A 14,418-nucleotide genomic window follows, 5' to 3' on the forward strand; every position below is an offset into this window, starting at 1 on the left:
GCCCTCGCAGTGGGCTGTCAACCTGCTGCGACGTTCACTTCTTTTTCTCTTTTTTGGGCTTGTAGCCCTCCCGCCAGGAGAGGAACCGGGCGGGAACACCAGCCACGACGGCGAATGCCGGCACATCTCTCGTCACCACGGCTCCAGCCCCAACGATCGCGCCGCGGCCGATGCTGATCCCCGGCAGAACGATCGCGTTAGTGCCAACGTCCGCCCACGCGCCGATGGTCACCGGTTTGATCACCAAGTCGGTCTTCAGGATCGGCACATCCACCGGCAAGGCCGTGTGCGCGGATCCCAGGACTTTTGCGCCCGGTCCCCAGCCCACATACTCCTCGATGACGAGATCGCGGGCATCGAAATAGCTCTGTGGTCCGATCCAGACGTGATCGCCAATGATGCATGTGCCGTCGAAACGGCCCTGGATATACGTCTGCGAACCGAGGAAGACGTGGTCGCCGATCTCGAATGTCTCGGGGTGCTTGAACCCCACACTGCTGCCCACCTGAACCCCGTTTCCGAAGTGGCGCGCCAGGGCACGCAGGATGGACTGGCGCATCAGTGCATCCACTTCGCCGTCGCCGGCCGCAAAGCGCCCGTACAGTTCGATGAGCGTGTCGCGCGTATAGCGCGTGCGCAGGTGCTCGGCCAGGCCCACGCGGAACTGGGGATCGGGTTCTACCTTTCCCAGCCCGTGCACCGCCTTCACGATGCGCGGCTTGCGCTCAGACTTTTGCGGCATGGATCTTTTCACCTGCGCCGATCTCTCGCACCGCCACACACACCGCCTGGATCTGCTCATCCGTCATTTCGGGAAACATCGGCAGCGACAGCACCTCGCGCGCGGCTGCCTCCGAGTGGGGGAAATCGCCGTCGCGGTAGCGCGGATCGGCGTACGCCTTTTGCAGGTGCACCGGGATGGGATAGTGAATGCCCGTCTGGATGCCGCGGTCGTCGAGAAACTTCTGCCACCCCTCGCGGTCGGGAGTGCGGACCGCATAGATGTGATAGACGTGGCGGGCCCACGGAGCAGCCTGGGGAGTGCGCACGCCGCTGCCGGCCAGGACCTCGCCATAACGGGAAGCATGGGCGCGCCGGGCTTCCGTCCAGTCCTCGAGGTGGCGCAGTTTCACGCGCAGGATCGCGCCCTGGATGCCTTCCATGCGGTAGTTGTAACCCTTCAGGACGTGATGATACTTGTGCTCAGCCCCCCAGTCGCGCAGCATGCGAATCGTCTGGTCGAATTTTTCGTTGTTGGTCGTGACCAGCCCGCCTTCTCCGTAGGCGCCGAGGTTTTTGCCCGGGTAGAAGCTGAAGCAGCCGAGATCGCCGATCGAGCCTACGCGGCGACCCTTGTATTCGGCCCCGTGTGCCTGGCACGCGTCTTCGACCACCAGCAGCTTGTGACGCCGGGCGATCTCCAGGATGGGGTCCATGTCGGCGGGGTGACCGTACAGGTGCACTGGGATGACCGCCTTGGTGCGCGGAGTAATGGCCGCCTCCAGCTTCCTCGGATCCATGGTGAAGGTCCGCGGATCGATGTCGACGAGCACCGGCGTCGCGCCCGTGTAGTGGATGGCCGCAACCGTAGCCACGAAGGTGAAGGAAACTGTGATCACCTCGTCGCCCGGTCCGATGCCGGCCGCCAGCATTGACAGGTGCAGCGCGCTGGTACCGGTATTCACCGCGACGGCGTGCTTCACCCTGGAGAAGGCCGCGAACTCCTTTTCGAAGGCCGCAACTTCGGGACCGAGCACGAACTGGCAACTCTCCAGGACGCGCCCGACCGCCTCGTCGATCTCCGTCTTGATGCTGCGGTACTGCGCTTTGAGATCTAGGAATGGGACCATGCTGCCGTTTTTCCTCGTTCGATTTCCACTGGAATACCGCGCTGCTTCAGAGACTCCGACGCCGCTTCCAATATGCGCACCACCCGCAGTCCGGCCTGGGCGTCGGTGATGGGCCGCTCACCCTTCTCGATGCACTGCACGACATGCTGCGCCTCGACCTGCAACGCTTCCGTGCCAGGCACATTCGGCGCCCACATGTCGCCGGTACGGTACCCCACGATCATCTGATAGAAGCTGTCGAGATTGGCCGCCACGGTGATGCCCTTGTCGTACACCTTCACCTTTTCGCTGAGATCCATGTCGTCGTAGACGATCATTTTTTGGCTGGCGCCGATAAGGGTCCTTCGGATCTTGACCGGCGAGAGCCAGTTCAGGTGGAAGTGGGCAATTAGATTGTCCTCGAAAAATAGCGTGAGGAACGCGATGTTTTCCGGCTTGCCCGGCACGTGGCTCATGCCGGCGGCGGAGACCGCGACCGGTTTGGCGTCGAGCACGTAGTCCATGATCGCCAGGTCGTGCACGGCGAGGTCCCAGATCACATTGACGTCGTGCTGGAACAGGCCCAGGTTCACGCGGACGGAGTCGTAGTAATAGACGTCGCCGACGACCTTGTTGGCGATCAGTTCGCGGATCTTGCGTACCGCGCCGGTGTACACGAACGTGTGGTCCACCATGAGAACGAGCCGGCGGCGCTCCGCTTCTTCGATCAGGCGGAGCCCTTGCTCGGAGGTCGCCGTGAATGGCTTCTCCACGAGGACATGCTTGCCCGCCTGGAGGGCCTGCAGTGCGAGATCATAGTGAGTCGAAACGGGCGTGACGATCGCCACCAGGTCCACACTGGGATCATGCAGCAATTCGTGATGGTTGGTGGTGACGCGCACACCAGGGTAACGGCCCGTCACTTTTCCCAGCCGTTCGCTGCTCAAGTCACTGACCATCGTGACTTGCGAGCCGGGGGCTTCACAGAAATTGCGGACCAGATTCGGTCCCCAGTAGCCATAGCCGATGACGCCGACACGGATCATTCAGGAGCTCTCTTAAGCGCGGGTCGCCAAAACGATGCCGGCGATGATGACCGCCAGCCCCGACACCTTCTGCAGGTTGACGTGTTCGTGAAACACCAGCACCGCTCCGATCGTGACCATGATGAACGTCAGGCTGACCAGCATGGGGTAACTGGTGGTGAGTTTTTCCATGGGGAGGACGCGGAACCAGATCAGCGCCGCTAACCCATACAACACGACTCCGATCACGAATACGGGTTGTCGGAGAAGCAGCAGGATCTGCGCTCCCGGTGAAGCGGTCAGACCCACCGCCAGCGTGCCCTTCCGCAGCATCAGGTTCGCGATGGCGGTGAAGAACGCGCTGAGAAGAACCAATGTGAAGCCGAGGGGGCTCATTTCTTCACCTTCTCGCGCTCTCGCACGTCGGAAACCACTCGTGCCGGAACGCCAACGACGACGGCATGATCCGGGACGTCGCGCGTGACCACGGCGCCCGCCCCCACCAGGGCGCCTTCGCCCACGGTTAAACCGCACATCACGATGGCGCCACTGCCGATCGAGGCGCCGCGCCGGACCCGGGTGGGCACGACCGCCCAATCGGCTTCGGTCTGCAACTGTCCGCCAGCCGTCGCACGGGGATAGCGGTCATTGATGAATAGAACCCCGTGACCGACGAATACCTCATCCTCGAGGGTGACCCCTTCGCAGATGAAGGTGTGGGACGAGACCTTGCAGCGGGCGCCAATGAACGCGTTCTTCTGGATCTCCACAAAGGCGCCGACTTTGGTGTCGTCGCCGATGGTGCAACCGTAGAGATTCACCAGTTCGGGCTGAAAGATCCGCACGCCCTTGCCCAGCACTACGTCTTTCGCGATCGGCATTCGGTCTCCATGTTGGAATTGCTCGGCCGTGGCCGGAAGCCTTCTTGAGCCAGCGTGCTGGGGGGCGCCGCTTGCCTCCGGAATGCAGCCTCTAAAAAGGCGCAGGGAATGCAGCAGAGCCCTGTGTTGCAGCGCGACAACGCGCCCGCCATTCCGGCACAAAATTGGATTGAGTGTACTATGAAGTTACCGGTTCTGCCCAGCCATGCGGCCATTACATCCGTAACGCGTCCGCAAGTGACTCTTGGCATGATGGCGGGCGGAATGCCGCCGCTTCTAGCGCCGACTGCGCTGCGGCGGCTCGGAGGCAAGCGTACTTAGGCCACAGGCATCGAAAGAATTCGCAACGCAGATGTCGTCCACGAAGACGTCCACTCCGCCGCTTGGCCCCTGGAGGTACACCAGCCCGAATTGAAGTTGCTGCTGGGCTCCCTTGTCACTCGTGCCAAACCCCTTGTAGCAACCGCCCTGCGGCTTGCGCGTGTCCGTGTCGGCCACCAGTGTTAGGGGTTTGTCGTCCGTCCCCATCCACAACTTGGCGTGCCCACAGCCGGTGCCCGTGTCATGCTCGAGGCGCACCACGAATCGGCGCCACACTCCGCCGAACTTGTTGACCGGGAGGCCGGTATCAAAACTTCCGATGCCGGGAGGCGCATCGGCCCCGGAATCCTCCAAGGCCAGGACGTGCTCCAGCGCTGCGCTGTAAGAGATCATCCACCATGCCGGCAAGAGCTTACCCGGAGAATTCGTGTACCGTGCAAGGAAGAACTTCTGCTGGCTGAGGCCGCCCCGCCCTCCTTTGATCACATTGCTGATGGAGGCTTGCGGTTCGAACTCCCACCAACTGGCTATCAACGGAGGCGCCGCTGCCGCCGGATTGCAGATCGTGGTAATGCCCGCACGACCCGTCGGCCCGGACCCGGTATCGCAGGTGTCCGGCCCAAAATACAGATCGACGCGATTTACCGCGGAACTTTTTGGACCACCCAATCCGGTCGCGGAACAAACCAGGGCACGAGTACCACTATGGGCCGTGACGACGTTGCCGTTCGCGGTCTTGCCGCCGGACTCCAAAACCTGGCATGCAGTCGGACAATTCAACCCTTCACCGCACGAAATGTGGTTGTTGGATAGGCCCGCGGGGAACCCGGCCTCAAAATCCGTGGAGAGATAGGTCACCGGCGTCCGGCTCTGCGGAGGACTGGTGCGACCGTCTTGGGCGAGCACAAGGCTGGAACAAGCCAGGAGAAACGGGACTGCGATTTGGAAGAGCCTATTCACGGTAAGCGGTCCGAGTCTGGACGACCCCAACCGGGCGTCAAGGCCGCGTCCCGGACGCCCGTTGATCCCACGCCGGGATGTTGGCTTTTCGGAACGACGATAATATCAAGCAATACAAATCTCTCTTTTGTCACATGAACTCACCCATAGCTGCTCCGACCCATGCTTCGCCGAGCTATTCGTATCCTATTCTAAGAGTGGCCATCCTCGCTGTCGCGCTCGCCTCGAGCATCGAGGGCGGGATGCGGGCGCGGCAGCTGGTGAGATCTGGGAGCGCGCGCTGACGGGGTCCCATTCCAGTCGAGCAGCGCGGTAAAGTCGCGAAGCACGCGGCTCTTGCGTTCTTCATTGGAGCGGAATCAGGGCTTCAGGAGAATGACGGACTCGGCGTTCCGGAGCGCAACCCGAGTCACTGGAGAACCATGCGTTCCGTCTGCCGATAGAGGAACCAGCGGCTGCCCGCCGGGTATTGTCACATCCACGGCACTTTTGTCTCCGAACTCCTTGTCGGACCATTCGAGTTTAGGATGTGCGATCACAAAAGCGTTCTGGAACTCGCGGACATAGATCTTGAATCCCTGCCCGGCCCCGTCCTTTCCGCTCTGGTAGACGTGCCTCAAACCGAGGGGCTTGCCCAGGTCGATCTCCTGCGCCGCGGTCCACCATGTCAGGAACGGCGCGTTCCATCCGTGCTGGTTGGTAAAGGTCAGATTGTCCGGGGGATCGGGCACGACCAGGTAATAGTTGGCCAGCATCGCAAGCTGGAATCGTTGCGACAGAGTGACCGAATTGCCCTGCGTATAACCTTGGGGAAAGACGTCAGGACTGGCGGGCGCATAATTCACGAAGATTCCGCTGGCCAGCAGCTTGTCAATGAAGTTCCATCTCGGCTCGGTTTCGATCGCCGGATAGTTCGCCCCCTCCAGTTGCGCTCCTCCCCCAGCAACGGCCATCCGGAAGTCATAGGAGGTACTGTACTGAGAGAGATTGACGATGAGCATTTTTCCCGCGGCCGCGCGCTCGGCTGCCATCAGGTTGACCATGGCGTCGAAATACCCGTCGCAGGCCTTCTTGGTGCCGTGATACTCCCGCGTGTGATGGGTCGGGCCGCATACATAGTCATCCATGCTGCCGGAAGCGTGCTCGTCGAGGAATATGCCGTCCCAGCCGCCGGCCGCAAGGCGCTTGAACCGGTCTTTCTCGTAAGTCACGCGACCCGGGTCTGCGGGATTGGGCACCCATCGCTTGGCACTGCTCCATTCGACGACCAGGCGGCAGCCGGCCGTGACCGGCTGGGGGGCGGGACAGAGCTTGTCGTCGTGCAGGAAGGCATCCTCCATGTTGTACTCGGGATGGCCGCGAAACCAGCGCCGCATGTCCGCGGAATAGGCCACTGTCAGACTGATCTGCGGGATCTCGTCGCCCTTCTGGAAGATCGTCATGTTCAGGGCGTAGTTGTACGCTTTGATCGCCGGATTCCTGCGCTTGTAGAGTTCCGGCGGCATCCCGATCTCGTGGTCCAGGTGATCGGCCAGCCACTCGCGTTCCAGGCGTTGCTGTTTCGCGTCCTTGATGAACTCGGTCCGGTAGTCCGCCGACATGGTGCGAATGTGCGGCCAGTGCGGTGAGGTACGGGAGTACCGCGACGGTGGCGCAGCCGCGATCATCGCGGCGGCCAGCCCGAGCAGAAGTATCTGTGGCACAGACTTCGCAGGCATACGGCACAAGCATAGCAGCGCCTCGGAACCCCGAGAATCACGTTCTTCTTTTCCCCGCGGCTAGACCGCGGCGACACGGGCCAGATAGAATGCTGGCGTTCGCACTCCATGAAGTCCCTGCAATCACCCCTGCGCCCCTTCACCGGCATCGATCGACCGCCACTAGGAGCTCGGTGACCAGCGACGCGGATGTGATGCCGGCCGCCGACATGACCGTGATCCGGGCCTCCAGCGCAGCGGAGGCTGCACGCTGGCAGGAGTATGTCGAGCGCCATCCGGAAGCGGTGAACTATCACCGCTGGGGATGGAAGCAGGTGGTGGAGGAGAGCTTCAAGTGGCCGACCTACTACCTGATGCTCCATCAGGCCGGCACTGTGCGCGGAATCCTGCCCCTGGTCTGGCAGAAAAGCTTTCTCTTCGGAAGCTTTCTCACTGCGCTCCCCTTCTTCAACTACGGCGGCATCCTGGCCGATGACCTGGAGTCGGAACAGCGGCTGTCGAGCGAAGCCATCGCGCTGGCCAAGCGGGTGGGTGCATCGCACATCGAATTGCGCCATCAGCGGCCACACGATCTCGGTCTCGTTGTCAAGCAGAGCAAGCTGACCCTTGTCCGAGAAGTCCAGCGGGAAGAAGACGCCATGTGGAAGTCTCTGGACAAGAAGGTGCGGGCGGACGTGAAGAAGTCGATGCAGTACGGCCTCAGCGCCGAGGTCCGCGGAGCCGACGCGCTCCCCGAGTTCTACGAGATCTTCGCCCAGAACATGCGCGACCTCGGGACACCCGTCTACGACCGCAGCTTTTTCAACAAGATTTTGGGTGAATTCCCCGGCGACACGTTCATCACCATCGTCCGCCACGCGGGAAAGGCGATCGCATCCTCCTTCTTGCTGGGGTATCGCGACACGCTGGAGGTGCCGTGGAGCGCGTCCCTTCGGGGATACCTGACCATGAAACCTAACATGCTGCTGTACTGGAAGAACCTGCGCGTCGCCGCCGAGAAGGGATACTCACGCTTCGACTTTGGACGCAGCTCCCCCGATTCCGGGACGCACCGCTTTAAGAAGCAGTGGGAACCGACGGAGGTCCCGTTGTACTGGCACTACTGGCTGGCGGGCGGTGGTGAACTGCCGGAACTGAATCCGCACAACCGGAAGTATCGGCTCGCCATCGCTGTCTGGCAGCGGCTGCCACTCGCTATCACAAAGGCGATCGGGCCAAGAATCGTGCGCTGCCTGCCGTAGAGACTCTTCCCGCAATTAGGTTGACAACGCCTCAGCCGGCAACGCCGAGTGCGGGTGCGAACCTTCGCTTTGGCGGTTCGGGCCCTGGGGCAGGTGCTCCTTTGCGGCTCAAGACTGAACTGTTAAGCCCCGCCGAAAGACTTAGAAGGATGAAGATATGGGGATAAAGTAGCACCGCGACAAAAGCGCCGCTCACCAGATATCCGATAAAACCCAATTCCAAGCCCGTTGCAAGACAGAATTCGAAACTGCTTTTGCCCGCCTTACCTTGTGCCGCCAAGATAGATTTGCGGGTCATTGCGTTGATCCGGAAGATCGCGAGAGCTATCAGAACCAAGAAAATGCACCCGAATGTTCCCCACTCAGAGATCGCTTCAATATACGTGCTATGCGGTACCCACGACACTCGCTCCGATAACCGCTCACCCCTGTTGAACCGGGCGCCGTAGACCGCGCCAAAATTCAACGGCCCAACTCCAAGGATTGGATTTTCTTTGTACATCTGGACTCCCGCTCGCCAGAGTTCCAGGCGCTGACTCGCGGTTCTGTCCCTCTCCGGGTCCAGCAAGCCGCTGTTCATCCGCCGCTTGGTGGCCTCCGGCATCACAAAGATGACGGCAGGCACCAGCAGCAGGAGCAGAAAGACTGCGATCAGCTTCTTCGGGCTTCTCAGCCAGGCGGCAATGGTGACGCCCGTGGCGCCCACGATGGCACCGCGGGAGCCGCAGAACATGATGGCCCCCAGGAACACCAGAGTACAGACAAGTAGGGCGAACCGCTTCCACCCCTTCACGTCGGAGAACAGAAGAGACATTGCAATCGGCCAAGCGACGCACATGGCTACGCCAAGGTCGGCCGCGTTCCCGAAGAATCCCGTCGCACCCGCTCCAAAACCCTCAGTCATCAGGGACATCTGGCTGCGGGGTGAATTTGCCATCGCTCCATGGTATGACCGGACCACGAATTGTCCCATCTTCAAACTAAATAGAAGATAAACGAATATGAACGCACGCAATCGCCAGGGAGTGCTAACACTCCGTGAAACCGCGAAGTAAATGACCAACCAATTGATGATAAGGAGAATGCAAGCAACAGCGGCTTCTGTGTCCGGAGCGAAGAGCCCTGACAACACACCAGCACCGAAAAAAGCAAGCAGCGACACCTCCGCGATTCGACGCCAACTAGACTGGACCAGCGTTTTCGTCTCCGGTGGAGAGTAGAGCAGCCCGACAAGCGCGATGATTATGCCGATCTTCCCAAGTTGAAGTGGCCCTAGGATCGGGTACATAGCCGGCAGGCGGGCGTACTCGACAACCTCATAGATGATGACCCCGGCGAAACCCGCTCCCCAGTGGGACTGGAAAGCACGTCGGACTCGGGATCCGGGAACAGTCCCTTCAGCCGGGGGAACGGCGGTCTTCTCCAACGGGGCCACTGAAGACATTCGATTCAGCCTAGTCGCGCAAGCATTGGCAGGATTTCTTTCCATGTTAACACCCCCGGACGGGGACTCGGGGGTGTGCAAATAATCCTCAGGCCGGCCGCGAAGCACGGTCGGAACGCTATGGATAGAACGTCGGCTCGATGAATCCGTCCGCCGCGGCCGCGTCGTCCACGTACACGGTCACCGTGCCGATCTGGGACTGCACATACACCGCGCCGTAGAGTGCGGACTCCTGCGCCGTGGGGATGTCGCTCCCCAACCCCGGGAGGAATGGCGTCTGGCCCTGCAACTGGCCGTTGACCCAGATCGTCGCTTGGCCCACGTGGTTCACGCCGTCGCGCACAAAGTGGGTCTCGATCTCGTACCAGACCCCCTCCTGCAGCACGATCTTGGTGGCGATGTTGGCGGCGCCATTGTCGATGCCGGAATCTTCCAGCGCCATCATCCTGTTGAGAGGCGTGCCTCCGGCTGACAGGCCCAGCGACACCATGAACCACGGATAGTGAGTAAGACCACCGCAGCAGAGGTCGTACCGGTTCAGCAGCAGCTTCATCTGGGCACTGTTGGGGCCGTTGATGACGTGCCCAATCGACCCCGGCGCAAAGTACAGGTACCAGCGCTGGTAGAACCCGTTGGGGTTGGCCAGCCCTGGGTTGGGCGGCTCTCCCGCATGGCTCCACAGGTACTGGAGTCGCGAGATCCCCGACGCCTGCCCCGCATCCACCTCGCACTTCACCGAGTGCGTACCGGAAACCGCTACGTCGGTGCTGATGACCGTGTTCAGACCGCTGCCGGAGAAGTGTCCCGCGGTCAGAGGATCGAAGACGCCAGCCTCGAAGGCGTTGTTAAAGTAAAACGTTGTCTCAGCCGGCTCGAAGTCGAAGGCGTTGTTCGCCGTGCCGTTCGTGGCGTCAGGATTCGTGACCGTCACGTTCACAAAGCCCGGCGCATGCGGTGGCGTCGTCACACGGATCTGTGTGGAAGTCAGCACTTGTGCGGTCGGGGCCTGGGTGGCGCCGAACTTCACCGTCAAACCGTTCTCGAACCCCGTGCCGTTGATGGTGAAGATCGTGCCCCCCGCGGTGGTGCCGACTTGCCGCGTCAGGTTCGTGATGGTCGGCGGCGGACCATAGATGAGCCCACCGGGCAGAGTGCCGGTCGAACTGTCGGGGTTGGTTGCGGTCACATCGACCGGTCCGCTCGCGTGTGCCGGCGTGATGGCGATGAGGGTGGTCGAGTTAACGAATGTGACCAGGGTCGCGGGTATGCCGCCGAAGGTGATCTTGGTCCCGTTCTGGAATAAGGTTCCGGTGATCGTGACCTGGGTCCCTCCCAGGATGGAAGCGGAGTTCGGGTTCAGCGAAATGATCGACAGGCCCAGGTAGGTGTACCCCGCCGGCAGCGTGCCCGTCGTCGCATCCGTGTTGGTGACCGTGACATCCACTGCCCCCACGGAACCAGGAGGGGTCGAAGCCGCGATCTGCGCACCCGAGTTGACCACGACTGAGGGCGCTGCCACGCCACCGAATGTGACCGTCGCCCCGTTGTTGAAATTTGCGCCCGAGATCAATACGCTGTCGCCGCCGGAGGTCCCGCCGAAGGAAGGACTTACGTTAGAGATTGTTGGATTCGAACCGCCGCCACCCTTGACCACGACGTATTGGAATGCGCCCATCAGGATGGCGTTCTGGCCGTCTGGATTCGTGACCTGCACATCAACGGTACTCGCATTTTGCGGCGGGGTGACTGCCGTTAACTTGGTGTTACTCACGAATGTCGTTGCCGCAGCCACTCCTTGGAAGCTTGCGAGCGCACCGGAGACAAAGTTGGCACCGGTGAGCGTGACCACGGTCCCTCCAGTCGCCGGACCAGTGTTCGGAGCGACACTGTTGAGAGCCGGTGCAGCGACATAGGTGAATGCAGACGCCAGCGTGGAACTGGTCGCGTCAGGATTCACTACCTTCACATTGACGGTCCCCGCCCCTGCGGGCGTCGTGGCCGTCAATTGAGTGGGACTGTTGAAGGTCACGGAGACGGCTTGCGTAGCGCCGAAGAACACCGTCGGCAAGGTCGGCACATTGGAGAATCCCGCGCCGGTGATGGTAACGATCGTGCCTCCTCCGCCAGGTCCGGTCGCCGGAGTGATGCTGCTGACAACGACGGCAGGCGTGTACGTATAGCCACCGGCAAGAGTCGCCGTTCCGCCGTCCGGGTTGATCACCGTCACATCGACCGGGACCGCGCTCGCCGCATGCGGAGGCGTCGTGACGGTCAAGGAGCCGGGGTTATTGAAAACGACCACTGGTGCGGTGATGCCGCCAAACAAGACCGTCACGCCGGGCTCAAAGTTGCTTCCCGTGATGGCGACGACAGTCCCGCCCGATGCCACGCCATTTGCGGGCACGAGCGGACTGTTGATGGTCACCGGCGGTACGTAGGTGAAAGCCGCCGTCGCAGTCGCAGTCTCGCCCGACGGGTTCTTGACCACAACATCCACGGCTCCGGCCGCCCCGGCGGGAGTAACAGCGGTGATCTCGTTTGATGTCACGACTGACACCGCCAACGCCGCCACACCGCCAAAGGTGACCGTGGCGTTCGGCTGGAAGCTGGTGCCGTTGATGATTACCGAGGTCTGACCCGCAACCGGCCCGGAGTTCGGCTGCAACGAGGAGATCGTCAGCGGAACGTACGAAAATGCCGCGGGAAGCGTGATCACTTGTCCGTCAGCATTGGTCACCACGACGTCGACCGCACCTGCGGCATGGTTGGGCGCGACCGCAGATATCTGGGAAGAACTGACGAAATTGACTTGGGTGGCCGCCACACCCCCAAACGACACCTTCGCGCCGTTCTGGAATCCCGTACCGTTCAAGGTGACCAGGGTGCCGGTTCCGCCGCTGTTCGGCGCCAGCCCCAAGATGGTCATGGTGCCCTGGTAGGTGTAGCCATTCGCCAGGGTAGCCGTCTGCCCGCCTTGCGTGACCTGCACATTCACGGCCCCGATTGCGTGGGCCGGCGTCGTTGCCTGAAGCTGGGTGCTGCTGATGAAACTCACGAATGGTGCAACCGTACCCCCGAAAAGTACGCTCGCCCCATTTTGGAATGCGACGCCATTGATGGTAACGAAATTCCCGCCCGTGGAAGGACCCGACGCCGGCGTCACCAAGCTCACCGTCAAAGCGGCCGTGTAGGTGTACGCACCGGCAAGCGTCTGGGTCTGCCCGTCTGGATTATTCACCCTCACATCCACGATGCCGGCTGGCCCGGGTGGCGTCGTGACCGTAATCTGCGTCGCCGTTGTGTTCACCACGGTTGCAGGCACGCCACCGAATAGAACGGTGGCGCCGGCCTGGAATGCCGAGCCACTAACCGTCGCAGTCGCCCCGCCGGCTACGGGTCCGCTATTTGGACTTATTCCGGTGACACTGAACGCCGGGGTGTAGGTGAAAGCCGAAGGAAGGCTGGCGGCAGTTCCCTGCGAGCTGACCTGGACTGCGACAACTCCCGTAGCATGGGCCGGCGTGACCGCGGTTGCGCTGGATGTGCTCTGGATGGTGACGGAGGTCGCCGCAGTGGTATCAATATTGACCGTCATGCCGGCCACGAACCCTGTGCCGGTCAAGTTGACAGTCGTCCCACCCGTTTGTGGGCCAGAAGAAGGAGCAATGGCGGTGAGAGTGATCCCGCTGGAGCCCTTTGTGACATCGCTTTGAGATTGCCCTGCACCGAATCCACATCCGCCCAAACTACTGAGGATAATGAGCAGAAACAGGGCAATCAGGAGGCGGCTCAAGATAAAGACGCGGTGCTGGGTACAATCCTCCGTACGCACGAATCGGGCCTCCTGCGCCTTACTACCGCATGCAACCGGGGGTGCGGCTAGATATTAGTGAATTTCGGGCCAGAGTTAAACAGGATTTGTGTATCGGGTAGTTACCTTCGGCTATTCCCCCGTGTTACCCGGCCGTGACCGGTGGCTAGCGCGCTTGCCCCCTTTTCTAACCAAATAGTAATGAAAAGAGCAAAGCAGCTACCCGGCGCCGACCCATGCGGCTGGCGACACCGAGTACGCGTGCCCGGCAGTATCAAGATTGCAACGTCACTGCGCGAACACTATGTCCACCCAGTAGTTGGTGGCGTTGTAGCTGTTGGCGGGGTACACGGTGCTGGCCCCGTACTTGTACACCCCGTTGCCGCCCACCGCCCCGCTCGCCGGCGCATGCAGCGGCGGATTGTCCGCCCCCGACGTGGCGAAGTACTTGCTGGTCAGGCTGTAGTGCCCCACGCTGGTGTGGTACGAGGCCACGTACACAGTGTTGGCGGTGATGGTCACCGGAGACGAGAAGGTCACCTGCTGCCATCCCGAGGCCGTCTCCCCGGTGAAGGTCGCCGTCGCCAGCAGATGCCCCTGGCTGTCCCACAGGCTTCCGATGTGCGTCCCCGTGTTCGCCGCCGCCTTGTAGAAGCGGATCCCCTGGATCGTGCCGCCTATGTCCGCCGTGAACTTCACTCCCAACTCCACCGAGGAATCCGCTCCCGCATCTACCACCGCCGGCGTCGCATTGCTCCAGATCGAGGACGCCGCGGCCGTTCCCGATTGCACCGTCAACGTCACCGTCGTGGTGTGCGTGATCCCCCCGCCCGTCCCCGTGATGGTCACCGTCGTCGTCCCCACCGCCGCCGATGCCGTGGCCGTGAAGGTCAGCGTCGACGTTCCCGAGCCCGGCGCCGCGATCGGGTTGGGCGCGAACGCCGCCGTCACCCCGCTGGGCAACGCCGACGTGCTCAGCATGATTCCTGCGTTGAAGCCGCCAGAGATCGTGGTCGTGATGGTCGAGGTCCCGGAACCCCCCTGCGCCACCGTCACCGAACTGGGCGCGGCCGAGACGGTGAAGTCCGGCTGAGTCACTGTCAGCTGCACCGTCGTGGTGTGCGTGATCCCCCCGCCCAACCCCGTGATGGTCACCGTCGTCGTCCCCACCGCCGCCGATGCACTGGC

Annotated in this window: 11 protein-coding genes; 1 reads left to right on the forward strand and 10 read right to left on the reverse strand. The window is 61.8% G+C overall.

The window, feature by feature from the left end; translation table 11 throughout:
* Positions 1–34: 34 nt before the first annotated feature.
* The 7 genes from LAN37_07625 to LAN37_07655 all read right to left on the reverse strand — a co-directional run bounded on the left by LAN37_07625 (position 35) and on the right by LAN37_07655 (position 6,734).
* Positions 35–742: an acyltransferase gene (locus tag LAN37_07625; GenBank protein MBZ5647077.1), complete on the reverse strand. Its 708-nt coding sequence runs from the start codon at positions 740–742 to the stop codon at positions 35–37.
* The gene (locus LAN37_07630) at positions 726–1,850 is read right to left on the reverse strand and encodes a DegT/DnrJ/EryC1/StrS family aminotransferase (protein MBZ5647078.1); all 1,125 of its coding nucleotides are present in this window, start codon (positions 1,848–1,850) and stop codon (positions 726–728) included. Before LAN37_07630 ends, LAN37_07625 begins: the two co-directional genes overlap by 17 nt.
* On the reverse strand, positions 1,835–2,875 hold the full coding sequence (locus LAN37_07635) for a Gfo/Idh/MocA family oxidoreductase (protein MBZ5647079.1): 1,041 nt from the start codon (positions 2,873–2,875) through the stop codon (positions 1,835–1,837). Before LAN37_07635 ends, LAN37_07630 begins: the two co-directional genes overlap by 16 nt.
* 12 nt (positions 2,876–2,887) lie before the next feature.
* A complete protein-coding gene (locus LAN37_07640) occupies positions 2,888–3,250 on the reverse strand; it encodes a hypothetical protein (protein ID MBZ5647080.1) in 363 nt (120 codons plus the stop codon).
* Positions 3,247–3,735, reverse strand: a complete 489-nt coding sequence (locus LAN37_07645) for an N-acetyltransferase (protein ID MBZ5647081.1) — start codon at positions 3,733–3,735, stop codon at positions 3,247–3,249. Before LAN37_07645 ends, LAN37_07640 begins: the two co-directional genes overlap by 4 nt.
* Positions 3,736–4,011: 276 nt before the next feature.
* A complete protein-coding gene (locus LAN37_07650) occupies positions 4,012–4,449 on the reverse strand; it encodes a hypothetical protein (GenBank protein MBZ5647082.1) in 438 nt (145 codons plus the stop codon).
* 926 nt (positions 4,450–5,375) lie between these two features.
* Positions 5,376–6,734, reverse strand: coding sequence for a hypothetical protein (locus LAN37_07655; protein MBZ5647083.1), 1,359 nt, complete (start codon positions 6,732–6,734; stop codon positions 5,376–5,378).
* A 173-nt stretch (positions 6,735–6,907) separates the two neighbouring features.
* Between LAN37_07655 and LAN37_07660 the strand changes: the two genes are divergently transcribed.
* Positions 6,908–7,975, forward strand: a complete 1,068-nt coding sequence (locus LAN37_07660; GenBank protein ID MBZ5647084.1) for a FemAB family PEP-CTERM system-associated protein — start codon at positions 6,908–6,910, stop codon at positions 7,973–7,975.
* Between the two features lie 31 nt (positions 7,976–8,006).
* Here the strand turns inward: LAN37_07660 and LAN37_07665 are convergent, their stop codons facing one another.
* The 3 genes from LAN37_07665 to LAN37_07675 form a co-directional block, all read right to left on the reverse strand.
* Entirely contained in the window at positions 8,007–9,401 is a 1,395-nt protein-coding gene (locus tag LAN37_07665) for an O-antigen ligase family protein (GenBank protein ID MBZ5647085.1), read from the reverse strand.
* A 136-nt stretch (positions 9,402–9,537) separates the two neighbouring features.
* Positions 9,538–13,251: an IPT/TIG domain-containing protein gene (locus LAN37_07670; protein ID MBZ5647086.1), complete on the reverse strand. Its 3,714-nt coding sequence runs from the start codon at positions 13,249–13,251 to the stop codon at positions 9,538–9,540.
* Positions 13,252–13,518: 267 nt separating this feature from the next.
* On the reverse strand, positions 13,519–14,211 hold the full coding sequence (locus LAN37_07675; protein ID MBZ5647087.1) for a DUF4082 domain-containing protein: 693 nt from the start codon (positions 14,209–14,211) through the stop codon (positions 13,519–13,521).
* Positions 14,212–14,418: the final 207 nt, after the last annotated feature.

The organism is Terriglobia bacterium, assembly GCA_020073495.1.
Classification (GTDB): Bacteria; Acidobacteriota; Terriglobia; order Terriglobales; family Acidobacteriaceae; genus JAIQFD01.

What these genes read in the sequence shown, in the direction of transcription:
- LAN37_07625 (MBZ5647077.1), bottom strand. Translation starts at nt 742, where the DNA reads ATGCCGCAAAAGTCTGAGCGCAAGCCGCGCATCGTGAAGGCGGTGCAC.
- LAN37_07630 (MBZ5647078.1), bottom strand. Translation starts at nt 1,850, where the DNA reads ATGGTCCCATTCCTAGATCTCAAAGCGCAGTACCGCAGCATCAAGACG.
- LAN37_07635 (MBZ5647079.1), bottom strand. Translation starts at nt 2,875, where the DNA reads ATGATCCGTGTCGGCGTCATCGGCTATGGCTACTGGGGACCGAATCTG.
- LAN37_07640 (MBZ5647080.1), bottom strand. Translation starts at nt 3,250, where the DNA reads ATGAGCCCCCTCGGCTTCACATTGGTTCTTCTCAGCGCGTTCTTCACC.
- LAN37_07645 (MBZ5647081.1), bottom strand. Translation starts at nt 3,735, where the DNA reads ATGCCGATCGCGAAAGACGTAGTGCTGGGCAAGGGCGTGCGGATCTTT.
- LAN37_07650 (MBZ5647082.1), bottom strand. Translation starts at nt 4,449, where the DNA reads ATGATCTCTTACAGCGCAGCGCTGGAGCACGTCCTGGCCTTGGAGGAT.
- LAN37_07655 (MBZ5647083.1), bottom strand. Translation starts at nt 6,734, where the DNA reads ATGCCTGCGAAGTCTGTGCCACAGATACTTCTGCTCGGGCTGGCCGCC.
- LAN37_07675 (MBZ5647087.1), bottom strand. Translation starts at nt 14,211, where the DNA reads ATGCTGAGCACGTCGGCGTTGCCCAGCGGGGTGACGGCGGCGTTCGCG.